Below are 25,873 nucleotides of genomic sequence, written 5' to 3'. Positions count from 1 at the left end.
AAACACAAAATAAGAGAAGCTCAAAGTAGATTTGAGCAGGTTTCACATAACGGCATATAGTGTTATATTTTGTAATACACTGTGCCTGTTGCTGCAAAAGGATAGTCGCTGTTTGAAAAAAAAGCAGTACATCCCATTGATATTAAATCTCAGGTAAATCCCAAATGATGATCCTGAACCAAGACTAGATCAGGCTAAACGGGGATAAAAAGCAATTAGCTTCACTATCTAAAAATAAACGTAATGTCAGGTAAAGCAGATTATTTAGATCAAGGTACTTTTTCTAAGAGTGCGGTGCATAAACACTTAAAAAAATAACGCGGCTATTTTAACATAGGTGAGCAAAAATGTAAACCTCAAGTTAAAATTTTTTTTCCCTAATTTTCCCTTAACTTTTCGTGATTATGTATTTTGCGATCGCTAAATCTTAGATTTTTTTTCTTTGCAGTAGCAACAGTTGTCACATTCATAACTCAGAAATTTCACTATTATTTCAGGAATAAAATATGAGTCATCAATCATTGAATCAGGGTCAAAACATCACAATGAAAAATACGGAAAATACTGAAACTTATTTAGGACAAAGATGGTTGGTTGAAGAGCGGGATGCTTGTGGTGTAGGCTTTATTGCCCATCGCTGCAATATTGCTAACCATGAAATTTTGGCGAAAGCTTTAGATGCGCTGACTTGTTTAGAACATCGGGGTGGATGTAGTGCGGATCAAGACTCTGGAGATGGGGCGGGTATTTTGACGGCGATTCCTTGGGAATTGTTGCAACAAGAAGGATTTAAAGTTGCTAATACTGGTAACATGGCTGTAGGAATGATCTTCTTACCCCAAGACCAGGAATCAGCCAAAAAAGCTAAAGAAATCTTTGAACAAGTAGCAAAAGAAGAAAATTTAACTGTACTGGGTTGGCGTAAAGTTCCCGTACGTCCAGAGGTTTTGGGGATACAAGCAAGAGAAAACCAACCTTACATAGAACAGGTTTTCCTCAGTTCTGCGGATAAGAGTGGTGATGAACTAGAACGGGAAATGTATCTTACCCGTCGTCGTGTGGTGAAAGCAGCGAAAAATATTTCTGAAGAATTTTATGTCTGCTCCCTTTCCAGCCGTACCATTGTTTATAAAGGTATGGTGCGATCGGCGGTATTGGGAGATTTTTACGAAGATTTAAAAAACCCAGCTTTTAAATGTGCCTTTGCTGTTTATCATCGCCGCTTTAGTACCAACACCATGCCCAAGTGGCCTTTAGCTCAACCCATGCGGTTACTAGGTCACAATGGAGAAATTAACACTCTGTTGGGTAACATTAACTGGATGATGGCGCGGGAAGCAACTTTAGATCATCCGATTTGGAAAGGACGTGCTGAAGAATTTAAACCTTTGGTAAATACTGAAAGCAGTGATTCTGCGACTCTTGATAACGTACTAGAGTTATTGGTGCGTTCAGGCCGCAGTCCTTTGGAAGCTTTAATGATGATGGTTCCAGAGGCTTATAAAAATCAACCTTCTTTAAAAGATCATCCTGAAATCGTTGATTTTTATGAATATTACAGTGGTTTACAGGAAGCTTGGGATGGTCCGGCGCTGTTAGTATTCAGTGATGGTAAAAGAGTTGGTGCGACTTTAGATAGAAATGGTTTAAGACCTGCTCGTTATGTGATTACTAATGATGACTATATCGTAGTTGCTTCCGAAGCGGGTGTAGTTGATTTCCCAGAAACCAGTATTATCGAAAAAGGTAGACTCGGACCAGGACAAATGATTGCTGTAGATTTAAACAGCAATGAAATTTTGAAGAACTGGGAAATTAAACAACGTATTGCTAAGTTACATCCTTACGGCGATTGGTTGCAAAAATATCGTCAAGAGTTGCAAGATTTGGTAAAACCGTCAGCTAATGGTAATGGTAACGGTAACGGTCATTATGTAACTGAAAGTTTTGAAATCCCCGATAAAAAAACCTTACTGCAACAACAGATCGCTTTTGGTTACACTAGCGAAGATGCAGAAATGATTATTCAGCCGATGGCGAATACTGGTGCTGAACCGACTTTCTCTATGGGTGATGATATTCCTTTGGCGGTTTTATCAGAAAAACCCCATCTGCTGTACAACTACTTTAAGCAGCGTTTTGCCCAAGTAACAAACCCACCCATTGATCCGTTAAGAGAAAAATTGGTAATGTCTTTGACGGTGGAACTGGGAGAAAGAGGTAATTTATTAGATCCGCAACCAGAACACGCGAGAAGATTAAAGTTAGATTCTCCTGTTTTGACTGATGCTGAGTTAGAAGCGATTAAATTATCTGGTTTTGGCACTGCTGAGTTATCAACTCTGTTTTCTATTGATGCTGGTCCTGATGGTTTAAAAGCGGCGGTAGAATCTTTACAAAAACAAGCTGTGGAGTCGGTGCGGGCTGGTGCGAAAATTTTGATTTTGAGTGATAAGATCCCCCCAACCCCCCTTGAAAAGCGGGGCAAAGAAGCGGGTATCAGTGCTGATTTTACCTATATTCCACCTTTGTTGGCTGTGGGTGCAGTTCACCATTATTTGATCCGCGAAGGTGTGCGGATGAAGACTTCTTTAGTTGTGCATACCGCCCAATGTTGGAGTACACACCATTTTGCGTGTTTGTTGGGCTATGGTGCGGGTGCGGTTTGCCCTTATATGGCTTTGGATACGGTGCGTGACTGGTGGGCTGATCCGAAAACTCAACAGTTCAGGGAACGAGGTAAACTGAATAATATTACTCTGGATCAAGCGATCGCTAATTATCGTCAAGCTGTAGAATCAGGTTTGTTGAAAATTCTCTCAAAAATGGGAATTTCCCTGCTTTCTAGCTATCAAGCGGCGCAAATCTTTGAGGCGATCGGTATTGGTGGCGATTTGTTAAATTTGGCTTTCCGGGGTACTACTTCCCGCATCGGTGGTTTAAGTTGTGCTGAACTGGCTCAAGAAGTGCTTTCTTTCCACAGTAAGGCTTTCCCAGAGTTGTCTGCTAAGAAGTTGGAAAATCTGGGTTTTGTTCAGTATCGTCCCGGTGGTGAATATCACAGCAATAGCCCGGAACTGGTGAAGGCGCTGCATAAGGCTGTTGATGGTAAGCAGTATGACCATTATGAAGTTTATAAACAGCATTTACAAGGTAGACCAACAACGGCTTTAAGAGATTTATTGGATTTCCAAAGCGGCAGACAATCTATTCCTTTAGAAGAAGTAGAGTCTGTCAGCGAAATCGCTCAACGCTTCTGTACTGGTGGTATGTCTTTAGGTGCTTTATCACGGGAAGCACATGAAACTTTAGCCATTGCCATGAACCGCATCGGTGGGAAATCTAACTCTGGTGAAGGTGGCGAAGATCCAGTTCGTTACAATGTGTTAAATGATGTTGACGAAAACGGACATTCACCCACTCTCCCCCATTTGAACGGTTTGAGAAATGGTGATACCGCTTCCAGTGCCATCAAACAAGTCGCTTCTGGACGTTTTGGTGTGACACCGGGATATTTAGCCAGTGCTAAACAAATCGAAATCAAAATTGCTCAAGGTGCAAAACCCGGTGAAGGTGGACAGTTACCTGGTCCCAAGGTTAGCCCTTACATTGCGATGTTACGCCGTTCTAAACCCGGTGTAACTTTAATTTCACCCCCTCCCCATCATGATATTTACTCAATTGAAGATTTAGCGCAGTTAATTTTTGACCTGCATCAAATTAACCCCAAAGCCCAAGTTTCCGTGAAGTTGGTGTCAGAAATAGGTATTGGTACGATTGCTGCCGGTGTAGCAAAAGCTAATGCTGATATTATTCAGATTTCCGGACATGATGGCGGTACTGGTGCATCTCCTTTGAGTTCTATTAAACACGCAGGTAGTCCGTGGGAATTCGGATTGTCAGAAGTGCATCGGGTGTTGATGGATAATGGATTGCGCGATCGCGTGATTCTCAGAGTTGATGGCGGTTTAAAGAGTGGTTGGGATGTCCTGATCGCTGCTTTAATGGGTGCTGAGGAGTTCGGTTTTGGTTCTATCGCCATGATCGCCGAAGGTTGTATTATGGCGCGGGTGTGTCATTTAAACACCTGTCCCAAAGGTGTAGCGACTCAGAAAGAAGAACTGCGTCTACGCTTTACAGGTATTCCTGATCATGTTGTTAACTTCTTCTATTTCATCGCGGAAGAAGTGCGGAGTCTGTTAGCGAAACTGGGATATCGTTCTCTAAGCGAGTTGACTGGTAGGGCGGATCTGTTAACTGTGCGTTCTGATGTGAAGTTGACAAAAACCCAATCTGTGAATTTAGATTGTTTAACTAAGTTACCAGATGCTAAATCCAATCGTACCTGGTTAAACCATGAAGAAGTTCATAGCAATGGACTTGTTTTAGATGATCAGATTTTAGCGGATGGGGAAATTCAAGCAACCATCAAAAATCAATCTACTGTCACCAAGACTTACAAAGTTGTGAATACTGATAGAACCGTAGGATCAAGGTTAGCGGGTGCTATTGCTTCTCAATACGGTGATAGTGGTTTTGAAGGTCAAATTAACTTGAACTTCCAAGGTAGCGTCGGACAAAGCTTTGGGGCGTTTATCTTACCTGGTTTAACCTTAACCTTACATGGGGAGGCTAACGACTATGTAGGTAAGGGGATGCACGGTGGGGAGATTATTATTAAACCACCCGCAGATGCGACTTATAACTCAGCCGAAAATGTGATTGTTGGGAATACCTGTTTGTATGGTGCGACTGGTGGGGTGTTGTTCGCTAGAGGTTTAGCGGGTGAACGCTTTGCAGTGCGTAATTCTAAAGGTACGGCAGTTATTGAAGGGGCTGGTGATCACTGCTGCGAATATATGACTGGTGGTGTAGTTGTAGTTTTGGGTAAAGTTGGCCGTAACGTGGGCGCTGGTATGACTGGAGGACTGGGTTACTTCTTGGATGAAGATGGTTCTTTCCCTGAGTTGGTGAATAAGACCATTGTGAAAATCCAGCGTGTAGCAACGGAAGCTGGTGAGAAGCAATTGTATGATTTGATTAAAGCTCATGGCGATCGCACTGGTTCACCAAAAGCGCAGTTAATTTTACAGAACTGGTCAGAGTATTTACTGAAGTTCTGGCAAGTTGTACCACCTTCAGAAGCAGACAGTGCAGAAGCTAATGCGGAAACTGAAAAGGCTGGTAAACAGTTGAGTTCTGTGTAGTAGGTGACTGGGGACAGGTGACAGGTGACAGTAAGAAGGGAATAGGGAACAGATTTTTTTCTTCTGCCTCCTGACTCCTGACTCCTGCCTCAAGAGGGCAACCACGGGGGGTTTGCCCCTACTACTTCTTATTAGCCGCTAACTGTTGCTGCTGATCTTGCATTTCCAAGAGTTCGGGAACAGTAACAAATTTATAGCCTTGTTTGCGGAATCTACTGATAATTTCTGGTAAGGCTTGGACGGTGTGAGTGCGATCGCCTCCACCGTCGTGCATTAACACAATACCCCCTGATTTTGCGGTTTTGAATATATTGTTAATCAGTCTAGGTACAGCAGGACGGGAATAGTCTATAGAGTCAGATGACCACATAATAATTGCATACTTATTATTTCTGGCGTAGGATACGACACCATTAGTCATAATTCCACCAGGTGGACGAAATAAACCGGATTTCACCCCTGTAGTTTTAAAAATAATATCTGTGGTATTGGCAACTTCATAAGCTGCGGTTTGCGGGTTCATGTGATGATACCAGTGATGCCAGGTATGATTAGCAATAGAATGGCCTTCAGCAACTATACGTCTAGTTAAATCAGGATAATTTTTTACATTTTGCCCAACGACAAAAAATGTACCTTGAATATTATTTTTTTTGAGAATATCTAGAACCTGGGCAGTGCTTTTTGGCCAGGGACCATCATCAAAAGTTAGTGCAATTACTTTTTGATCTGGGGGAAGTGTAGCAGCTTTTATTGTTACCCCTTGAAAGCGTGATGGTACATCAGTGATAATACCTTTTGCCTGTGCTTCCTTTTGCCAGGTAGTGAGCATTGCAGCCTTAAATTTTTCAATCCGTTGCTGAGTGACTGTATTAGCAGCAATTTCATTGAAATTGATACGCTGGTTATTTTGAGCTTCAGAGGTATTTGCCCTCACAAGCATCATTAACCCAATACCCAAAGTACCAGTTAAACAAAGCAATACAATCAATATTCCCTGCGTCCAAAAAAATGACTTATTATTTTTATTTTCCACTGCATAGCTCCTTCAAGGGTTGAACCGTCAATTAGGTTTCTGACGGTAGGTTATAACACATTTTTTCTAGATGTTTAGATACTCAGTTATGTACTGGTAATCATCAAAAGCATAAGACAAAATTACAGAAATGACGAAATTTCCAATGATAAATTCTACTTACAGCAGATTTCGTTATTATGAGGTACAAATTATCATCATGAAACTCTTGTGGGGTGGGCATACTTCGACATAGTTCGACTGCGCTCACTAACCGCTCATTACAAGTCTTGCCCGCCCAAAGTGTACCTCATTACACCGGAAAGTGCTGTATTTGCTAAAAACTTAGCATTTACCATTCAGTTTCTCCTTTAAGTATGTAATCTGTAGCTTTTGTACTTTTGCAAAATTGTCGGATAATAAATCGTCGGATAATAAATCAATGATTATTCCACACAAGCAGTCTTTAGGAATAGAGTATCTACCCCAAAAGACGGACACACACTATCATTAACATTACTAGAGATGTATATTTTACGGCTGAAGTTCCTGCCTTTTTTTTGGAAGAAAAAATTAAATTTTGCAATAAATTTTGTTGTTTTTTGCAACATATTGAATAGATTGACAAAAAACAACTAATGATAGTTTCCCATGATTGAGTGGAATTTATTTGTTAATCTAGATACTGCTGTATAAATAATTCTGAATTTGATTTTATTTGCGCCAAACTACTAATATTACTCCTGTAACAATAAAACCTAATCCCACAAGACGGATCAAAGGAATAGGTTCTTTTAAAATAAAGTAACCCAACAATACGGAAAATATATAACCAACGGATACCGCAGGTGCAGCAACGCTGAGGTTTACTCTTGTGAGAAGTAATATGTATGCTATAGCACCAATACCATAACAGGTTAGTCCTAATAATAGTTCTGGTATGGTGATCATGTTGAGGATGAGATTAATAATGTTACCTGCATGAACTTTTCCTAGTTTCATTGCTCCTGTTTTTAGGAAAAATTGTCCAGCAACGCTGATGAGGACTGAGAAGAGAAGTAAACTAAATTCTTGGGGTGACACTGGTATTACCTTTGTATATGAATGGTGATTTTTTAGTTACCAAAAAGATAGAAAAATTATGAAATTAAATAAGTAGGTTATTTAAGGCAATTAAGTTTTTTTCAAACCTCCAGTTTCCTTGACTGTATAAAGAGGACGACCTTTGACTTCTTCATAAATTCGACCAATGTATTCACCTAAAATACCAATACAAATTAACTGGACTGAACCTAAGAAAAACATAGCGATAGTAATTAATGTGTAACCAATGAGGTGAGAGACTGGTGCAAATATTCGCCAATAAAGAACTAACAAGATCATAATTAAGGCAATAGTAGCTGATATGATACCTAAATAGGTTGCCAGTCTTAAAGGAACTGTAGAAAATGAGATAATACCATCAATTGCTAAGGATAAAGATTTCCCGAAAGTATATTTTACATCTCCAGCATAACGGGGACTTCTTTCAAAAAGTACGGATGTTTGTCGAAAACCTACCCAAGCACGTAAACCACGAATATAACGGTTACGTTCTGGCATGGTATTGAGGATATCTACTACCTGTCTATCCATTAAACAAAAGTCTCCTGTATCCACAGGGATGTCAACTTTAGCCAAACGTTTGAGAATGCGATAAAAAAGATATGCAGTCAACCGTTTTAACCAAGTTTCTTTTTGACGGGACTTGCGCTGGGCGTAAACTACTTGATATCCTTGATGCCATTCGTCAATCATTGTTAAAATTAGCTCTGGTGGGTCTTGTAAGTCAGCATCCATGACAATGATACTTTTACCTTGGACAAAGTTTAAACCTGCTGTGACTGCGACTTGATGACCAAAATTTCTGGCTAGACTTAGGTAACGGACTCGACTATCATGATGGTGTAATTCACGGATCATACTCAAAGAGCGATCGCGGCTACCGTCATCAATTAAAATCAGTTCAACTTCACCGTCTAATTGTTCCATGACATAAGTGAGACGGCGATACATCTCAGTGATGTTTTCTTCTTCGTTGTAAATGGGGATGAATAGTGAGTAGATGGGCTGATTCACGGTGATAATTGATTTGATGGATAATTTATAATTACGGTTGGTTAAGTTGAGAAGTTAAGAGTACAGAGATAGTTTGCAGAAAATTAAGAAAATAAGTTTAAAGTATAGTAAAATTGGAGTATAAGCTAAAGAATTAACATTAATTTTACCACTAATTAACTTAACAATGTATAATGCAGAACTCCCAGATAACTTAGGTGATTTTGGAGAATTACTCCGTATAGTTTTTTCAGGAGAAGAAGTTATTCTTTCTCAAGGTGGTACTCCTGTGGCTCGTATTTTACCTTTTTCCCAGCAGCCATTACCGCGAATACCGGGTTTAGATCGTGGTAAGGTGGTGATTGCTTCTGACTTTAATTCACCTTTACCAGAAGATATTTTAAAAGATTTTCTTAATCCCCTAGACATTGAGAATGAAAGTATTACTTGATACCCATGCTTTTATTTGGTGGGTTACAGACGACTTGCAACTTTCATCTACTGCTTACAAAATTATTACTGATCCTAGTAATGAGTTATTTTTAAGTTCTGCAAGTGCGTGGGAAATTGTGATTAAGGTACGTTTAGGAAAACTCAGTTTACCTGAACCTCCAGAAATATATATTCCTAGTCGGTTAAAAATAAATCGTTTCCAGAGTTTACCAATTCAAATGGTTCATGCTTTACAAGTAGTATATTTACCTGATTTACATCGTGATCCATTTGATAGGATTATTATTGCCCAAAGTCAGGTGGAAAAAATGCCAATTTTAACTGTAGATAGTCAGATTATGCAATACCCTGTTGATGTAATTTGGTAGTTATTGCATATTTTAACCCATCCACTTATCTTGACCATTTATAGTTGCTAATGCCATGACATGAGTAGGACGGCGGATACATTTCTCTGATATTTTCTTCTTCGTTGTAAATGGGGATAACTAGGGAGTCGATGGGCTGATTCATTATATTATTTATTAACCTAACCATTTATCTTGACCATATTTAATCCATTGTTCTACTAACATAAAAGCAGAAATCAAACTCATGAAGAGTAAAGTTTGATATTTAACTTTACCAGGAATACAACGATACAAATATCCTAATGAAACAAAAAAGAATGGAGTCGCAAATGTATGTCTAGCTAAACTCATTAAACGGTCAAATGTGAGAAAATTAATCAATGAATGAGCAGTAGCAAAGTAAATACAAAACCAAAAAATATATTTTACAGCTAAATTGTTAGTATAATCTGTAAGTGTAATTGGATCTAGTAGAACTTGATCTAAATTAATTTTACTTTTTATTGACTTCATGAAGTTGTAGGCATATACCAAGATTAGTAACGGCGGATACAGATATAATATATTCCACCAAAATCTGTATTTAGGAACGCATATAATATTAATTCGTTGAGTAAACTTGTAATATGTAAAAACTAAAGATAATAACAAAATTATTACAGGTAGATAAAGTCCTATTATATCCACCAAAGGTGATTTGGGAAATAATAGTAATTCTAAATGTATACCTAATGTTCTACCCCACAGACTCTGATCATCAAAAGGTGCAAAAAAATTACCTCTAGTTTTTAGACAAAAGCTACCATAAACAGCATAACCTAGTAAAGATGCAACCCATATAGTTAAAGTGATTTTTGTTTCATTTCGATATTTTTGCAGATTAATTAATAAATTATTCCAAGAATATCTCTTGATTTTCAGCATTTCCAAACCAATAATAGTTATTAAAGTTAATATGGTTGCAAAAAATACTTGAATTAATATAGGTCTAGTTAAGCTCATTAAAAATGTGATAATGAATAAAAAACAAAGTTTTAAATTTAGATTAATTTTGAGATTAGGTAAACAAACCCAGATAAATAACGTACTCAACAAAGAAAATATGCTTTCTGTATAACCAATAACTCTAAATATTGCCATTGGGTTAACAGTATAAATCAAAAGAATTAAATAAGCCAAGTATAAACGATTTAAACATATTTTTAGAATTCGATAGAGCAAAAAATTATTAATCAAAAATATAACAGTAGCTACGACTAAAAAGTAATGTGCAGCTTGTTCTATAGTTTGGGGATGAAATAGATTACGAATAATAAATGGCCATAGGGGATAAAATGCTTTACAACTTGGGTTAAGAGCCATTTCTGAATAATGTTCAACATCCCAGTAATAACTTCTGTGAGGTAGTTGAGGAGGTATTTCTCGATATAATTGAGTTGCTGAAAAGAATTTATGAAAAGCATCTTGATTGAATAGCATTCCTATGGCAGCACACAGAATAAATGCACCACAGATAATGAAAGGAATTGTCCATTGAATGTTTTTACGGTGTTGGATCATTATTATTGTTATTAAGTCGGGAATGTAATTATTTTTAACATCCAATAAGAATTTATCTTGGTTCTATGATTTCTGGAATATTTGATTAATTAGATAGCAACAGCAGCAAATAGTGGTATAATTTGTCTTGTTTCTTAAGACACGTATTAAATTTTACCCTATTCCCAGTTACTTTAGCTTGATGATCCTGTGCTTACTAACAAAAATATACAAGCTTTTAATCTGAATCACAAGGCTATGCTGCAATGGTGCAACTAAAATTATCCAGTGCTATCCATAAACATCCACAGTTCATCTTACTACTATTAAGTGCATTATTGTTATTTGCGAGCAATGGCAATAATAGTTTATTGGCACATGATGAAGCGTATTATGCTATACAAGCCCGTTGGATTTTAGAAACACAAGACTGGTTAACACCCCAATGGTGGGGTACACCTAATTATGATCGCACGGTTGGTATCCAATGGTTAATAGCTTTAACTTATCAAATATTTGGCATCAGTGAATTTAGCGCCCGTTTACCTAGCATTATTAGTTGTATTGTTAGCGTTATACTGACATATCAAATTGGTAAAATTCTCCTAAATCGCCAAGTTGCTTTTTTAGCAGCAATAATTCTATGTTTAATGCCAATATGGATATTTGAAGGACGTTCTGCAACTCAAAATACTCCGTTAGTTTGTGTTGAACTACTGGGAATTTGGGCTTTATTACGTGCTGAGGAATTAGGAAATAAGCAGAAACAGCAAAAAATCCTCTGGGGAATTTTAGCAGGTGCTACTTTTGGTTTAGGATTTCTGATTAAAAGTTTCATGATTATTTTACCAGGAGTAGCAATTGTCCCTTATTTAATATTCAGGAATAAACAACATCAGCATTTAAAAAATATCGGTATTTATTTAGGGTTAATTATTGGGTTTCTCCCTGTAATTATTTGGTTAATATTGAGTTGTCTGAAATATAATAGTTTATTTCCTGTCACAGATTTATTTGGGAAATTGCTTTATTTATCTGCTGATGACACATACAACCCAGGAAGGTTTTATTATTTTTGGAATATACCTTTAAATACCTTTCCTTGGGCATTATTTAGCGTCATTGGGTTGTTGTTATGTATTTGCTTTTATCGCAATAACCGTATATCTCTGTTGCTGGGTTATCCAATCATCTTATTTATTTTATTATGTAGTTTTAGAACTCGCACACCTTATTATCCTTTGCAAATATTACCATTTATGGCTTTGTTTGCATCTGTAGCACTAACAAGAATTGAAGATATTTACAAACTTCGCAAACACCGAGTAAATCAAATCATATCTTATTTATTGTCTGCCTTTACAACTTTGGGTATTTTATTATTAATCTTAGGTTTATTAATAACTTTAAATATTCAATTACCTGGAATCTCTCTCACTCCAGAAATTAAGCAATATGGTATATTAGGAATTATTTTAGGTGCAGGTTGGGCAGCAATTAATACTGTTTGGAAAAATCGTAAATTCTTGCCTAATAAATATTGGCTTGCTAGTTGGGTTATATCTCCTTATTTAACAATAGCTACCTTGGGTTTTACAGGTGTTTTAGGTGATAGAAATCCAGTGTTCAGAACTGAATTACAACAACCGCAAATTAACCAAATCCTTTCTGTTGAACCCATTAACTTTGTTATAGATAACCCAGTCAATAATCAATCGGATGCTGACGTTGTTAATTATTCAGATGTAGAAATTTCTAAAAATTTTCTTTTGCTAAGTTTTTATACACCAAAATTAGGTAAAATAACACCAATACAGGATTTACGTACTAATAGTTATGCTTGGATAACTCCTAAGATACCCACAAACACTTTAAATAAATATGAGATTATGGGTACAGTCAAAGGTTGGAAACTCATTTACAAAAATTAATCTTGATCATCATGAAAAATAACGCATTCAAAGCAGAAATAAAACAATATTTTGATAAAATTGCCTTTAACTTAGATTGGTGGAATCGTCGCAATAAATATTATTATCAAGATATCCAAAAATTACATAATTTTATTATCCCATCAGGTAGTAATGTTTTAGAAATAGGATGTGGTACTGGAGATTTATTAGCAGCGACTAAACCAAAATTAGGTGTAGGTATTGATTTTTCGGAAACAGTAATTGCTATTGCCAAGGATAAATATCCTGATTTAGATTTTTATTGTCTTGATGCTGAGAATATTCATCCAGATTTTTTTAGTAATACTCCTATCTCATCTTGTAAATTTGACTTTATTATTTTAGCTGGGGTGCTTGGTTATCTCACAGATATTCAAGTAGTCATGGAACGTTTAAAGATGTTTTGTCATCCTAGAACGAGAATTATTTTAGTATTTCATAATTTTCTCTGGGAACCTGTGCTGCGTTGTGCTGAAAAAATTAATCAACGTCGTCTCCAACCTCCACAAAACTGGTTATCAATGAATGATATGATTAATTTTTTATCTATTACAGGTTATCAACCCGTAAAAATAGGTAGGCGGTTTTTAATACCTAAACAAATACCAATTATTGCTAATTTTATCAATCATTATATTTGTCAATTACCAATAATTAATCATCTGTGTTTAACTAATTATGTAGTGGCACGTCCCGCTTGGTATGAAAATATTAATGAAGTCAAAAAATATAATGTTAGTGTAATTATTCCTGCAAGAAATGAAGCGGGAAATATTGTTGCTGCGGTAGAACGTTTACCAGAGTTAGGTAAAAGTACAGAAGTCATATTTATTGAAGGAAATTCCCATGATGACACTTGGGATAAAATTCAAGAAGTGGTGAATAACTATCAAGGAAATTTTACACTTAAAGCATTTCAACAAACAGGTAAAGGTAAAGCAGATGCGGTAAGATTAGGTTTTGCAGAAGCAACGGGAGATATTTTAATTATTCTTGATGCTGACTTGACTGTACAACCAGAAGATTTACCAAAATTTGTAGAAGTTATAGCTACAAATCACGGTGAATTTATTAATGGTTCGCGTTTAGTGTATCCTTATTCTTATCAAGCAATGCCTTGGTTAAATTCTGTTGCTAATAAATTTTTTGCTTTGTTGATATCTTTTTTGTTGGATTGTAATATTAAAGATACTCTGTGTGGAACTAAGGTTTTATGGCGAGAAGATTATGAGAAAATAGCCAATAATCGCAGTTATTTTGGAGATTTTGATCCTTTTGGCGATTTTGATTTATTGTTTGGTGCAGCCAAGTTAAATTTACATATTGTGGAAGTACCTGTTATATATCAAGAAAGGACTTATGGTAAATCTAATATTTCTCATTTTCGAGAAGGTTTGATTTTATTGGGTATGTGTTTATATGCTGCCAAGAAAATTAAGTTTATATTGTAGTTTTATTGTTTTGATTGAGGTATTCCTTTTGAAATAGATATTTTCCTAAATTGCGATTATTTAATAGTAATTACAAAATGCTAAAATTGCATTGGTATTTGTAAATGGTGGTAAAAATATAGGTGTTAAAATTTAAAATCTACCTAAGCTATTCACATGAGGATATAAATTAAAGAAAGTAGAAAAATACCATACTAATCCAATATACTATAAATATAATAAACTTAATAGTTTACGTACCTATTACTAACTCTTGCTAATATGTTAAATTAACATACATAGCTTTCTAATCAAAAAATATGCAACTCACCCAAAAGCAATATTACACCCCAGAGGAATATCTAGAATTAGAAGCAACTGCGGACTACAAAAGCGAATATATTGAAGGACAAATCATTCCAATGGCTGGTGCATCTATAAATCATAACCGCATTACCGGTAATTTTTACGCCGAGCTAAATTTTGCCTTTAAACAACAAGACAAATATGAAGTTTTTAACAGTGATATGCGTCTATGGATACCCCAAAGATTAATCTACACCTATCCAGATGTGATGATTATTGCAGATGAACCAGAATTTTTCAATAATCGGACAGATACAATTACAAACCCCCAGGTAATTATTGAGGTTTTATCTAAATCAACCAAAGGTTACGATAGAGAAGATAAATTTGCAGCTTATAGAACAATTCCCAGTTTTCAAGAATATTTATTAATTGATCAAAACCGGATTCATGTAGAACAATTTTCTAAAACTGGCAAGAAAAGATGGAATTTATTTGAGTACGATGAAGAAGATGAAAATATATCTCTGGTAACTGTACCTTTGGAAATTTCTTTACGGGATTTATATAATAAAGTAAAGTTTGGAGTTGTGGAATCTGAACCAGAAAATAATAGTTAAATCTCGTCAAATTTATCAGTATACTATACTTTGGTTCAGCTTATATCCAACGCAATAACAATATAATAAATTCAATTTTGACATAAGTGCAAATTAGACAGTGGTGAGTGTTAAAAGTGAGTCCTTAACAATTTATAGTTAAGAGTATCCGTAAATTGTTAAATCATTGTGAAAGCTATTACTCTTCTTGGTTCTACCGGTTCTATTGGTACTCAGACCTTAGATATCGTCTCTGAACACCCCGATAAATTCCGCATAGTTGGTTTAGCTGCTGGGCGCAATGTGGAGTTATTCGCAGCGCAAATTCGCCAGTTTCGCCCCCAAATAGCCGCAATTTCTGACGCTGATAAGTTACCAGAACTGCGGGAAGCTATTAAAGACGTTGATCCCCAACCTATTTTACTCGCTGGTGAAGAGGGTGTGATTGAGGTTGCCCGCTATGGGGATTCAAAAAGTGTTGTTACTGGTATTGTTGGTTGTGCGGGTTTACTTCCTACTATCGCAGCGATTGAAGCGGGTAAGGATATTGCTTTAGCAAACAAAGAAACTCTCATTGCTGGGGGTCCTGTGGTTTTACCTTTGGTGGAAAAACACGGAGTGAAACTATTACCCGCAGATTCGGAACATTCGGCAATTTTTCAATGTTTGCAAGGTGTTCCTAAAGATGGGTTAAAAAAGATATTGCTCACTGCTTCTGGTGGTGCTTTTCGAGATTGGCCTGTGGAAAAGTTACCCACAGTTAAAGTTGCGGATGCTCTTAAACATCCTAACTGGTCAATGGGTAAAAAAATTACTGTTGACTCTGCAACTTTGATGAACAAGGGTTTAGAAGTAATTGAAGCTCATTATTTGTTTGGGATGGATTATGATGATATTGAAATTGTCATTCATCCTCAAAGTATTATTCACTCTTTAATTGAGTTACAAGATACTTCTGTTTTAGCTCAGTTAGGTTGGCCAGATATGCGTTTACCTTTGCTTTATGCGATGTCTTGGCCAGAAAGAATTTACACAAATTGGGAAAGATTGAATTTAGTAAAATGCGGTAATTTAACATTCCGTGAACCGGATCATCAAAAATATCCTTGCATGAATTTAGCTTATGCTGCGGGTAGGGCGGGCGGTTCAATGCCAGCGGTTTTAAATGCTGCAAATGAACAAGCTGTAGCACTATTTTTAGAAGAGAAAATTGGCTATTTGGATATTGCTCGTTGTATTGAATGGGTGTGCGATCGCCATCAAAATGATAACAAACAAAATCCTTCTTTAGATGACATTTTAGCAGCAGATCAATGGGCTAGACAAGAAGTTTTTACTGCAACTGAAAAGTTAGCAAGTCAACCACAATTTGTTTCTGTGGGTTAAGTTCTATATCCCCGAATTCTTAAAGAAGTCGGGGATCTAAATTTTTCTTAATTTTTATTTTTTATTTTCTGATAAAGCAACTGCAATTAAATGTTCTGCACTGTGAATTTCTCCATGATCGCTACTCTTTCATGATATAATTAGAGCTAATAAAAATAATATTGCCGCAATTGAAGCTATGGAGATAAATGCCATGATTACCCTAAATATAGATGAGATTCAACACAATTTATCAGAATTTATCAAATTGATTCAAGAAGGTAATAGCTTGATCATTACTCAAGCAGATAAACCTATTGCTGAAATTAAACCCATACCAACAAAACCACCTCAAAAAGAACGCCGTCCTATTGGTTTATGTGAAGGTGAATTTGTTGTACCTGATAATTTTAATGATCCCCTTCCTGAAGAAATTATTAACTTATTTACAAATCCATGAAAATTATCTTAGATACTCATATATTTTTGTGGTTTATTACTAATAATAAACGACTAGCAGACCAATATTATGATGCTATTAGTAATCAAGATAACGGGATTTATCTCAGTGTAGTTTCTGTTTGGGAAGCAACAATTAAATATCAATTAGGAAAATTACCATTACCAGAATCTCCTGAAATTTACCTTCCCCGACAGCGTGAAAAACATTTAATTTCCAGTTTATCTATTACTGAAACTACAATTACTCAATTAGCTAAATTACCACCGTTACATAATGATCCCTTTGATCGTCTTTTACTTTGTCAATCTTTAGAGCATGATTTAATCATTATGACAGAAGATAAAGCGATTCTCTCCTATTCAATGGTAAAGTTTTTCTAAACTTAACTATTTTCTCCCTCAATTATCGCTTTTTCTTCCTCTGTTAACCCATATAATTGATAAATAATTTCATCAATTAACCAATCACATCGGTTTAATTGCTGTTTGATAGGTAAGAGAATATTTAAACTTGCTTGATATTCTTTACCTAATGTTTCCTGTTCTTTTCTGGTAGTAATATCAATTTTAATTTTCTTCTTATTTTTCTTGAGAATATCAATTAATTCATCTAAGGTTAAATGATTATCTCCTTGTTTTTGTTTATAATAATCACCTAAATAATTTTGAATTTTCGATTTATGGGTTAAGTTATCAAGATCAGTACCAATAAATCTTTCTAACCATGAGATAAATCCTTTTGTTTCTGTTTGTTTTTGTTTATTTAATTCTATCATTTGTTCCGCTAAATATGCAAGTAAATCATGAATTACATCCGCTGCTGATGGTTGTTGGTTAAGGTGGTTTTCAACTTGGGTAAGTAGGTTATTAGGGTTATGATTGATTTGATATTCTTCGTAATGTTTGATCAGATTTTGCAGATATTCTTGACGTTTTTGTGGGGTAGTTGTAAAGGATATTTGACGGATAGGTAGCTGACGTAAATCATATAACTTGACTTGAGCAAAAGTTCTACCTTTTTCTCCTGTTTGACAACGATAAATATAAGTTAATAATTTGCTATTTAAAAGAGAAATAATATACCAAGGAGAATAATTTGTATCTTTAATAATTGTTGTATGAATAGATTTAGAAGTGATAAATTGCTGATCATCTACTGATGCTTGAATTGCATCGGAAGTTTGACGGGTGATAATTTTAGTAGGTACAATATTTAGATCAAGATAAACAGCAACAACAGTTTGAGAGTTTTTATACTTTTTAAAATCATAAATTAAATAGTTATCTTGATATTCTATTGCATACCGATTTATGTTTTCTCCTTTTAATAATTGATAATCTTGTTGATTTCTGATTTTTCCATGATAAAATAATAATTCAGATAATGAAACTTTTTCTCCTCGATTTTGCCAACCTACATTTTTCCACTTGTAATCTACCCCTGCATCATGACAAGTAGCTATTTCTGGTTCTAAATTCACACAAATATTGGCATTTTCAATCTTTGATATAATTGCATTAAAAGAGCGCCAAGGATGTTCAGAATTTATCAAAATTTTCATGTTGTCCACGGAAAACATTTGATGATCTTCATCCCAAATATCATACTTGGTTAGATAATATAGCTGTTGAGTATCTCCAATGTTTTTAATCACAATAATCATTGTCTTAACTTCAGCGTCATTAAAAACATTCTTGTTTCTAAAGTCCACAATATTAACTATTTCTGTAGAATTGCTAATAATCTTTCTAAAAACACTAAATTGTAATCCATCTAAACAAGTATTAGGGATAATAAATGATTGATATCCATAGGATTTTGTAATATGTGTTGACAATACTATAAAATTAGCGTAAATTTCTGCTCTTCCACCTGTTTTCATTCCAGTCATAGTAATTAAATAATCTTTAGATTTCTTATCTAAGATATCTCCATAAGGAGGATTTCCAATAACAACATCAAAACCCGAATTATCTTTCCAACTGGCATTTTCTAAATCAATAAATACCTCTGGAAATTCCAAATCCCAATGAAAAAACCGCTTCTCCTCAAATAATTTCCTTGCATTTTCATAAACCGCAAAATCATCATCCTTGAGATTTTCAACATTCACAGAAATTGCATTTGTACCCCATCTTTCTAACCAATTCTTAGCTTGTTTCACACCAAAAAACTGAGAAACATAAACATCCAACAATCTTTTATAAGGTTTTGCAGCTTGATCAAACTCCTTAAATAACCTTTCGCTGGTTTCCACTTCCGCAAAAGTCGCATCACTTAATGTACTCACACCGCGCATAATTTCCGCAGCACGCAATAACCCCACAAAAGGACCAGTTAATAAACTCAACTGGCCACTTTCTTCCTGCTGCATTTTCTCTTCCGCTTCCTTTGCAGTTGTACCAATAAGGGAATTTCCACAACGTAAATGATGATCTAAAAAACTCAAAGGAGCGCCAATTGTGAAAGAATGTAACCATAAACTCACCTTTGCTAATTCTACCGCCATTGGGTTTAAATCCACACCATAAATACAGCGTTTCATCACCACCCTTTGCAAAAGTTGAGTGTCTTCTAATTTATTGACATCAATAGTAATTCCCTGGTTTTGCAAATTCTCTAAAATACTATTGCGGGTAATTTCTAACATCTCCAAAACAGGGTTATGTTCAGGATATTCATTTAAAATATTAATTAATTCATCAGTTAAAAAATCTACAGCTTCCACTAAAAAATGTCCGCTTCCCATAGCAGGATCACAAATTTTAATATCTAACAGTGTATTTTGTGCAGTTTTTTCTAAACGTTGTAAATCTTTTTGTAAACCGTTACGACTTTGTACACCTAACCTACCATCTTTGAGATTTTCTTGTATTTGATTAATTTGCGTCATTAAATCTGCAAATTTTTGTTTTCTCTCCTCTAAAATTGGTTTGAGGGTATGACGAACAATGTATTTAACAATATAATCTGGTGTGTAATAAGAACCTGTAGCTTTCCGTTCACCTTTATCATTTTCTAAATGAACTTTTCCTGTATTTCCATCTTCAACAACTACCCGATATTCTAATAAACCTTCATAAATTGATCCTAATTGTCGCACACCTAAAAAGCTGTAGTCAATGGGTAATTTTTCAAATCTTGCTAATTTATCTAAAGCACGTGCTAATATGGCATCTGATAATTGATGTTCATACAAAAACTGATTATCTGGATAATCTTTAATATCTTGATTTTGATGAAATTCAAAATGAAATAAACCGCCATTATAACGAGGTACTTCTAACGCTGCATCACCTCTATCTACTATTTCAAATAAACTCAAAATACCTTTATAAATTTTGGTAGAAGTTTGACTTAATGTTCTTTGTTTATCAACACTTTCTGCTATTTCTTGGGTAATTTTAATCAAACTATAATCACGGTAAGCTGTGGTAATGGGTAATAAATTTCTAGCTTCGGCATATAATAGAAATAACAACTTATATAAAAATGATAAAGTTGCCGCATAAACTTGTTTTTCGTTGATAGTTTTTCCCCGTCGTGCTGCATCTGCAACAAAACCTCCTGCTAAGTCAGGAAATATCTGCTCAAATACTAATTTTTTTAACTCGTTTCCTACTTGAGTCGCGTAGGTTGTACTTCCTTCTCTAACTCGTTCTAAAAAGTTTTTATTATAGCTATCTTTTTCAAAAGCTGCACGTCTAAAAAATAACCAAAAATATTTGAATTTCTCTAATTTATCTACATCTTTACTTTCTAATAATTCTACCAAATCAATGGGATAAAATTCTGTTGCGGTGGAAGATGCTAAACGATAATATAACCGCCATTCTCTCCCGTTGGTTAAAATTCCCCAGTCAACATTTGTACCTGTTAAATAACTGGAAATCTGAAAAGATGGGTTTTCATTTTTGAAAATATCCCGCTTATCATTAGCAGAAACTTTACTTAATTGTCTTTCCCAATATTTAGCTTCTGCTATAGCTAATACTTGACTATAAAACGCGGTTTCATTAGTTTGTAATGTGTAAGCTGTATTGCGTTCATTGTCATTAGCAAACAACGCATAATCTGGACGCTGGGATCTACCTTTACCACGAGTGCTTACTTGAGTAATATATTTAAAACCTAATATTTCTAAAACAGGTTTAATAAACTCTTCTTCTGTTTGGGATTCGTTTAATGTGGGTAAAATTGCTTTTTTGGCAACATAGAGTTTATTTAATTGCTCAAATTCTGAGGTAATATCTAATTGCCATTCTGGTAATTCTTGAATCCGAAATCTTAAATAATGTTGAGAAAATAAGGGTTTATTGGGTTTTTGTGTATCTGTCATGATTCCCACTCCTAAATAATGGTCATTTTAACTTATCTGCCACTGATTTTAATCATAAAACTGTTACAGGTAGAGATGAAACAGCAATTCTTAAAACTGCATCCGGTTTATTAAAAATCCTTTATCCCCATCTGCAATTAACTTTACAAGATTATCAACGAGACTATCTAGAACCTGCTAGAGAAATCCGTCAACAAATTCGCAATATTTTATACAACCTCGATGATGAATTTAAGCCATACGGCAAAGATATTTATGTTGATGTTAAATAATTTTCATTGTCCGATTATTAAAAAATATTCACAAAATAAATTATCTGGTCATTTTCAGATATAATGTATACCTTATTTAACCACAATGGCTTTTAAATCCCTAACGTTATGATCATTACCTTAATAGTCGCATGGATAATATTTATCATCCTGTGGAAATTAGTCAAAACCACCATCAAAACTGCTGTTACTTTTGCAGCGATAGTGGTTTTATTATACTTTGGTTTTGGGATTACACCTCAAGATATTTTACAGAAAATCTCTGAAATTACTCAAAATATCTCCCAAATACCTGTGCGTAATTAAACTTAACTTTGCGGAAAATAAATTTTTAATTGCTGATACTGTTAACTAACATTTCCAAAGATTCCCCATCTAAAATCCAAAATCTAAAATCCAAAATTGTATTACTTGTATGATGCGGAAATTTTCGCCAGTGCATCCTTCATTGCAGGAGGTAACTGACGCATTATTTTACCTCTTTCTCTGTCTAATGCCACTAGGGTGACTTGAGCAGAAACATATAATTCTTGCTCATCAGTGGAAACAATTTTATAATCCCAGTTCATCCGCACACCGGTTACTTCCAACATCCGGGTTTTTACCAGTGCCATCATTCCTAATTGCAGTGAACGATGATAGCGTACTGATAATTCTACCACTGGTAAGTCACAACCTAAAGCTACCAAATCAGCAAAATCAATACCTATAGAGCGCAAACATTCTACCCGCGCTTCTTCCATCCAAGTTAAATATGTACCATGCCAAGTAATGCCAGCATAATCTGTATGATGAGGCTGCACTCTGATCGGATATTCAAACCAAGTATCAAATTCAGTTTTTGTTAACTTGTCGATCGCACTCGTGGGTGGTAATTTTGGTTGACTTGGCGTTTCTTTAGTCATCTTCAATCTTCTGAATAATTGGTTTTCTTACCCATCAGATTTTAACAGACCCTGCAAAACTCTTGACAAAACCGCAAAAACAAGGTTCATTGTCGGTAATGGTGAAAAGGTGGTAGGCGTTGAACAAACAAAGCCGCTATCACCAATTACCAATTACCAAAAAACAATTTCCTCTTTACCACAGGATATTGCCGGTAAATGAGGTACAAACAAGATCATATACAAGATCGTAAAACAGTTTTGCACCAGTTTTACACCAAGGCATTTTTACTGCTGAACACTTCTCTATCTTATTAGGCAATTTATCACTTATTAACAAGAGTTTTATGACTTGTAGAAGTTTCTATAGATTGCTTGACAAGATTAGCTAGTTCCTGCAATTGGCTAATTGCTTCTGCTCCTTCTAACTTCATCAATTCGCGGTCATCCCGCATTTCAGTCCAAGTAATTCCGTAATCTGATACTAAAAAGCGAATAAGATGATTATCTCCTAAGCTTACCATGAACGAAGCACTGTTCATTTGGTCGCCACAGGTGTAGCAAGAAGCTGGGTAGCCATTACGCTCTAAAACTATTGCCAATGCTTGCAAGTTCATTACCAAGTCTTGGACAAATTCCCTATGTTGATGTGCCAGTCTCAGAAACACTTTTTTCCTCCAGACACCACAGTCATTTGAGTATCTTTTATATTTTCTTTAGATTTTCCCATCCTTTGGTATTGTAAACTATACAATTCCTAATAGATAGTTAAGTCTGTAATTAGTTACCCTGCTTAGGGTAGTGGATAACTATTCTGTATGTCGTATCAAACAATTCAGTTTGCAATATATAAATCTCAGATAAAACTAGCAAAGTTAACATTGTCTTTATATGTTTAGCACTAGTCTCCTAAGTTTAGTGAGCAATCAGCTTTCAGCCTAACTCAAATCTCCTGCTAGTCAACCCGGTAACAGTTGCATATTACACCTTTATAAGTAGTGTTTAACCGAATTAGCAGTATTTATTAACTCTAGCGTAAGTTTTCGCCTTTTTCTTGCCATCTCTATTTTGGTGAATTTATGCTTCATCTACTATTGATTAACAAAGTGCAAGCTTTCTGAGGCTCACAGTACCTAAAACCTTGCACAATTTTAATTTTAATCATCCTCAATCCCTTGATTTATCTGGGTTTTACGTTTATTCAGCAAACCCTAAGTAAATTTTGTTAAATTTTATACTAAATTTTGGACACAGAAAACCCCAAATCTACAGACTTCCTCTGAAGATAGCTGAATTAAGGATCAGGTAGTAGCCATTTAGGCAATAGTTTCGATGTGACTGGGGACTGGAACCATATCTTAGATTTTAGATTTTAGATTTTAGATTTTAGATTGGAGTTCATGAAATATAATCCAAAAACCAAAATTGTATTACCAATCACCAATCACCAATCACCAATTACCAATTACCTACTTTAAGCCACTACTTGCCACCAACCAAAAGCAGGACCGATAAAACGGATTGTTACCCATACTACTACCATAGCACCAATACCAATCCAAGCTCCGCGAGTAGTGATTTTCACAAACAATTCCGCTTGAGATTTGGTGATGGGAACCCAGGGTAAGATGCGAGTTTCCTGGCCGTATTGTTCCCCCAGCGTGCTTTTACGACGTTTTGCTTCACCCATAATCAATAATTTAAAATTCGGTTTAGGTTCTTAATCTATGTTCGCAGGAATAACGGCGATTTTGGAAAGAAGTCAGGAGTGAGAATTTTTAGTTTTCCAATCACCAATCACCCATTACCCATTACCCATTTGAATTGTCTTCATTATTGGGAGAAAACAGGCTGGGATCGAGATAATTTAAGCGTGCTAGAGGACCCAGAGCAGCGAGAATTTGAGCGCCATAACTGCGGTTCACAACACGACTATCAAGTAAAGCCACAATACCTTGATTTTCCCGGACTGGGGCGATCGCTCGTTGCAGTTCACTTAAAGCAGTAGGTAATAAATATAACCTAAACCAATCTTGGTGCGATCGCTTGTAATGAGCTACCCTACCAGCCACCAAAGGATTTTCCAAAGATGGTAAAGGCAAAGTTGCAATTATTAACAACCGGGGTGCTGGTAAAACATCTTGATGCGATCGCCAAAATTCCCAACCACTCACCAAAATTCCATTTTCATCCAAACAAGTTTTTTCCACCTGTACCCGTGAACCAAACTCCGAAGCCAAAATTGCCCCCACCCTTGCTTTCAGCGGCACATCCCCCACCAAAACCACAGTCATACCTGGAGATGTAGCACTTAAACAAACCAAAGTACGAACTTGATGAATAAACGCCCCTTGAAATTCCGGTGTATTAGGTAAAGGCAACTTATAGGGTGCATAAAGTTGAATTGCCTCCCCTTGACTATCACTAGAAAACTTCAAACAAGTCACATCCTCCAACCCCAAACGCTGACGAAATAGAGGAACTTCCGTTTCTGGTTCTACCGCACTACCAATCAATACCACAGGTTGCCGCTGCCAAATAGGGGCGAGTATTTTAGCCAATTCCATCGGGGCATAATGTAAAGAAAATAATCCTTGACGACGAGCAATAGTAGCCCAGAAAAGAGCAGAAGATAGGGTAATAGGGTGATGGGGTGATGGAGTGATGGTAGTAGGAGAAAAATCCTCGGTCAAGTTTTGGAACAGCAGCCAAAATTCCTGCCAGCTTTTTGGTAGATTACTTATAGACTCGAAGCTAGAATACAAACCTTGTAAAATTTCAATTTCCCTTTGAGAAATCAGATAACAGTGGTACGGGTTTTCTGGATGTTGGAATAATTCATGTGTCAATTGTACCCTAGCTTCCCGAATCACCTCAGCTTCCTGGGGACAAGCCAACATCAGTTGCTCCCAGTCATGAGGTTGAATATCTTGAGTTAGCTGATCACGTACCCAATCTTCCAAATCATCAACACCATCAATAATAGTAGGAATATTAGGGGGAAAACTACCATTATCAGCCAACTGCCCTCTTAACCAAGCTTGGGGGGAAGTTAACAGCAACCCTTGAAAATCAGAACCAGGCCAAACTTCACCTGTTCTAATGGGTTTATTAGCTGATAACCACTGCTGTAACCTGGGAATTTCTATATTTAGTAAACGCTGCTGGACAGTTGCCGATGCCACAATAATTACAGGACCATGCCACATCAAAGCAGACGCAATAAAACTGGTGCGATATCGACCCTGGTAGCCACAAACAGCCCCGACTTGAATTAAAGCACTACGTCCCAAACGCAAAGCCCGTGCTACCAACCGTGCCATCGTCAAGTGGTGAGGCCAAGTTGGAAAACCCTCTTGCGATCGCAGAAAGTTATGTAGTGATAAATGAACTTCAGCCTCAATCACGCGCTTTTCATCCCATAACAAATGACTTTTTTCCGAACTGCCACACTTTTATTATGTTGTCAGGGAACAGGGAATTGGTAATTGGTAATTGGTAATTGGTAATTGGTAATTGGGAAAAATACAAATAACTTCCCCCTGCTCCCTGCTAGAAAGCTCCCCTGCTTCTTCCCCAGTCCCCAATCACCACTCCCCAAT

Annotated in this window: 19 protein-coding genes and 1 pseudogene; 11 read left to right on the top strand and 9 right to left on the bottom strand. The window is 36.0% G+C overall.

Annotated elements, in window-relative coordinates:
• Positions 1-506: 506 nt before the first annotated feature.
• Positions 507-5,207 carry a glutamate synthase-related protein gene (locus IQ237_RS10460; protein WP_194054801.1) on the top strand — a complete coding sequence of 1,567 codons (4,701 nt, stop codon included), beginning with the start codon at positions 507-509 and terminating at the stop codon, positions 5,205-5,207.
• 121 nt (positions 5,208-5,328) lie between these two features.
• Here the strand turns inward: IQ237_RS10460 and IQ237_RS10455 are convergent, their stop codons facing one another.
• The 3 genes from IQ237_RS10455 to IQ237_RS10445 form a co-directional block, all read right to left on the bottom strand.
• Positions 5,329-6,243, bottom strand: coding sequence for a polysaccharide deacetylase family protein (locus tag IQ237_RS10455; protein WP_309225750.1), 915 nt, complete (start codon positions 6,241-6,243; stop codon positions 5,329-5,331).
• A gap of 693 nt (positions 6,244-6,936) precedes the next feature.
• On the bottom strand, positions 6,937-7,305 hold the full coding sequence (locus tag IQ237_RS10450; RefSeq protein ID WP_194054799.1) for an EamA family transporter: 369 nt from the start codon (positions 7,303-7,305) through the stop codon (positions 6,937-6,939).
• Between the two features lie 90 nt (positions 7,306-7,395).
• On the bottom strand, positions 7,396-8,340 hold the full coding sequence (locus tag IQ237_RS10445) for a glycosyltransferase family 2 protein (RefSeq protein ID WP_194054797.1): 945 nt from the start codon (positions 8,338-8,340) through the stop codon (positions 7,396-7,398).
• A gap of 166 nt (positions 8,341-8,506) precedes the next feature.
• On the opposite strand from IQ237_RS10445, the gene IQ237_RS10440 reads away from it, so the two are divergent.
• Both IQ237_RS10440 and IQ237_RS10435 read left to right on the top strand, forming a co-directional pair.
• Entirely contained in the window at positions 8,507-8,770 is a 264-nt protein-coding gene (locus IQ237_RS10440; RefSeq protein WP_194054795.1) for a type II toxin-antitoxin system Phd/YefM family antitoxin, read from the top strand.
• Positions 8,754-9,140, top strand: coding sequence for a type II toxin-antitoxin system VapC family toxin (locus IQ237_RS10435; RefSeq protein ID WP_194054793.1), 387 nt, complete (start codon positions 8,754-8,756; stop codon positions 9,138-9,140). The genes IQ237_RS10440 and IQ237_RS10435 overlap by 17 nt, the downstream gene beginning before the upstream one ends.
• 156 nt (positions 9,141-9,296) lie before the next feature.
• Here IQ237_RS10435 and IQ237_RS10430 read toward each other — a convergent pair whose 3' ends face one another.
• A complete protein-coding gene (locus IQ237_RS10430) occupies positions 9,297-10,682 on the bottom strand; it encodes a mannosyltransferase (RefSeq protein WP_194054791.1) in 1,386 nt (461 codons plus the stop codon).
• Between the two features lie 245 nt (positions 10,683-10,927).
• Between IQ237_RS10430 and IQ237_RS10425 the strand changes: the two genes are divergently transcribed.
• The 6 genes from IQ237_RS10425 (at position 10,928) to IQ237_RS10400 (ending at position 17,156) form a co-directional block, all read left to right on the top strand.
• Positions 10,928-12,592 (top strand): glycosyltransferase family 39 protein, encoded by a 1,665-nt coding sequence (locus IQ237_RS10425; protein ID WP_194054789.1) that lies wholly within the window; start codon positions 10,928-10,930, stop codon positions 12,590-12,592.
• Positions 12,593-12,603: 11 nt separating this feature from the next.
• Entirely contained in the window at positions 12,604-14,064 is a 1,461-nt protein-coding gene (locus tag IQ237_RS10420; RefSeq protein WP_194054786.1) for a glycosyltransferase, read from the top strand.
• A gap of 299 nt (positions 14,065-14,363) precedes the next feature.
• Positions 14,364-14,969, top strand: a complete 606-nt coding sequence (locus IQ237_RS10415; protein WP_194054784.1) for a Uma2 family endonuclease — start codon at positions 14,364-14,366, stop codon at positions 14,967-14,969.
• 168 nt (positions 14,970-15,137) lie between these two features.
• Positions 15,138-16,334 carry a 1-deoxy-D-xylulose-5-phosphate reductoisomerase gene (gene dxr / locus IQ237_RS10410; RefSeq protein ID WP_194054782.1) on the top strand — a complete coding sequence of 399 codons (1,197 nt, stop codon included), beginning with the start codon at positions 15,138-15,140 and terminating at the stop codon, positions 16,332-16,334.
• Positions 16,335-16,527: 193 nt separating this feature from the next.
• Entirely contained in the window at positions 16,528-16,773 is a 246-nt protein-coding gene (locus IQ237_RS10405; RefSeq protein ID WP_194054780.1) for a type II toxin-antitoxin system Phd/YefM family antitoxin, read from the top strand.
• Complete coding sequence (locus IQ237_RS10400; protein WP_194054778.1) at positions 16,770-17,156, top strand: type II toxin-antitoxin system VapC family toxin; 387 nt, start codon at positions 16,770-16,772, stop codon at positions 17,154-17,156. The genes IQ237_RS10405 and IQ237_RS10400 overlap by 4 nt, the downstream gene beginning before the upstream one ends.
• Positions 17,157-17,158: 2 nt before the next feature.
• On the opposite strand, the gene IQ237_RS10395 is transcribed toward IQ237_RS10400, so the two are convergent.
• Positions 17,159-21,115, bottom strand: a complete 3,957-nt coding sequence (locus tag IQ237_RS10395; protein WP_194054776.1) for an Eco57I restriction-modification methylase domain-containing protein — start codon at positions 21,113-21,115, stop codon at positions 17,159-17,161.
• A 68-nt stretch (positions 21,116-21,183) separates the two neighbouring features.
• Here IQ237_RS10395 and IQ237_RS10390 point away from each other — a divergent pair.
• A pseudogene (locus tag IQ237_RS10390) lies at positions 21,184-21,387 on the top strand (BREX system Lon protease-like protein BrxL); the annotation flags it as partial.
• A 108-nt stretch (positions 21,388-21,495) separates the two neighbouring features.
• Positions 21,496-21,693, top strand: a complete 198-nt coding sequence (locus tag IQ237_RS10385) for a hypothetical protein (protein ID WP_194054773.1) — start codon at positions 21,496-21,498, stop codon at positions 21,691-21,693.
• 101 nt (positions 21,694-21,794) lie between these two features.
• Here IQ237_RS10385 and IQ237_RS10380 read toward each other — a convergent pair whose 3' ends face one another.
• The 4 genes from IQ237_RS10380 to IQ237_RS10365 all read right to left on the bottom strand — a co-directional run bounded on the left by IQ237_RS10380 (position 21,795) and on the right by IQ237_RS10365 (position 25,678).
• Complete coding sequence (locus tag IQ237_RS10380) at positions 21,795-22,292, bottom strand: thioesterase family protein (protein WP_194054771.1); 498 nt, start codon at positions 22,290-22,292, stop codon at positions 21,795-21,797.
• Between the two features lie 305 nt (positions 22,293-22,597).
• Positions 22,598-22,939, bottom strand: coding sequence for a DUF1815 family protein (locus IQ237_RS10375; RefSeq protein ID WP_194054768.1), 342 nt, complete (start codon positions 22,937-22,939; stop codon positions 22,598-22,600).
• A gap of 806 nt (positions 22,940-23,745) precedes the next feature.
• Complete coding sequence (locus IQ237_RS10370) at positions 23,746-23,961, bottom strand: DUF2839 domain-containing protein (protein ID WP_096570208.1); 216 nt, start codon at positions 23,959-23,961, stop codon at positions 23,746-23,748.
• Between the two features lie 121 nt (positions 23,962-24,082).
• Positions 24,083-25,678 carry a helicase C-terminal domain-containing protein gene (locus tag IQ237_RS10365; RefSeq protein WP_194054766.1) on the bottom strand — a complete coding sequence of 532 codons (1,596 nt, stop codon included), beginning with the start codon at positions 25,676-25,678 and terminating at the stop codon, positions 24,083-24,085.
• Between the last annotated feature and the right edge of the window lie 195 nt (positions 25,679-25,873).

The sequence above is a fragment of the Sphaerospermopsis sp. LEGE 08334 genome (genome assembly GCF_015207205.1).
Taxonomy (GTDB): domain Bacteria; phylum Cyanobacteriota; class Cyanobacteriia; order Cyanobacteriales; family Nostocaceae; genus Sphaerospermopsis.
This window is presented reverse-complemented; position numbering and strand designations above follow the sequence as displayed.

What these genes read in the sequence shown, in the direction of transcription:
- IQ237_RS10370 (WP_096570208.1), bottom strand. Translation starts at nt 23,961, where the DNA reads ATGGGTGAAGCAAAACGTCGTAAAAGCACGCTGGGGGAACAATACGGC.
- IQ237_RS10440 (WP_194054795.1), top strand. Translation starts at nt 8,507, where the DNA reads ATGTATAATGCAGAACTCCCAGATAACTTAGGTGATTTTGGAGAATTA.
- IQ237_RS10435 (WP_194054793.1), top strand. Translation starts at nt 8,754, where the DNA reads ATGAAAGTATTACTTGATACCCATGCTTTTATTTGGTGGGTTACAGAC.
- IQ237_RS10400 (WP_194054778.1), top strand. Translation starts at nt 16,770, where the DNA reads ATGAAAATTATCTTAGATACTCATATATTTTTGTGGTTTATTACTAAT.
- IQ237_RS10380 (WP_194054771.1), bottom strand. Translation starts at nt 22,292, where the DNA reads ATGACTAAAGAAACGCCAAGTCAACCAAAATTACCACCCACGAGTGCG.
- IQ237_RS10405 (WP_194054780.1), top strand. Translation starts at nt 16,528, where the DNA reads ATGATTACCCTAAATATAGATGAGATTCAACACAATTTATCAGAATTT.
- IQ237_RS10415 (WP_194054784.1), top strand. Translation starts at nt 14,364, where the DNA reads ATGCAACTCACCCAAAAGCAATATTACACCCCAGAGGAATATCTAGAA.
- IQ237_RS10430 (WP_194054791.1), bottom strand. Translation starts at nt 10,682, where the DNA reads ATGATCCAACACCGTAAAAACATTCAATGGACAATTCCTTTCATTATC.
- IQ237_RS10395 (WP_194054776.1), bottom strand. Translation starts at nt 21,115, where the DNA reads ATGACAGATACACAAAAACCCAATAAACCCTTATTTTCTCAACATTAT.
- IQ237_RS10425 (WP_194054789.1), top strand. Translation starts at nt 10,928, where the DNA reads ATGGTGCAACTAAAATTATCCAGTGCTATCCATAAACATCCACAGTTC.
- IQ237_RS10460 (WP_194054801.1), top strand. Translation starts at nt 507, where the DNA reads ATGAGTCATCAATCATTGAATCAGGGTCAAAACATCACAATGAAAAAT.
- IQ237_RS10420 (WP_194054786.1), top strand. Translation starts at nt 12,604, where the DNA reads ATGAAAAATAACGCATTCAAAGCAGAAATAAAACAATATTTTGATAAA.
- IQ237_RS10385 (WP_194054773.1), top strand. Translation starts at nt 21,496, where the DNA reads ATGATCATTACCTTAATAGTCGCATGGATAATATTTATCATCCTGTGG.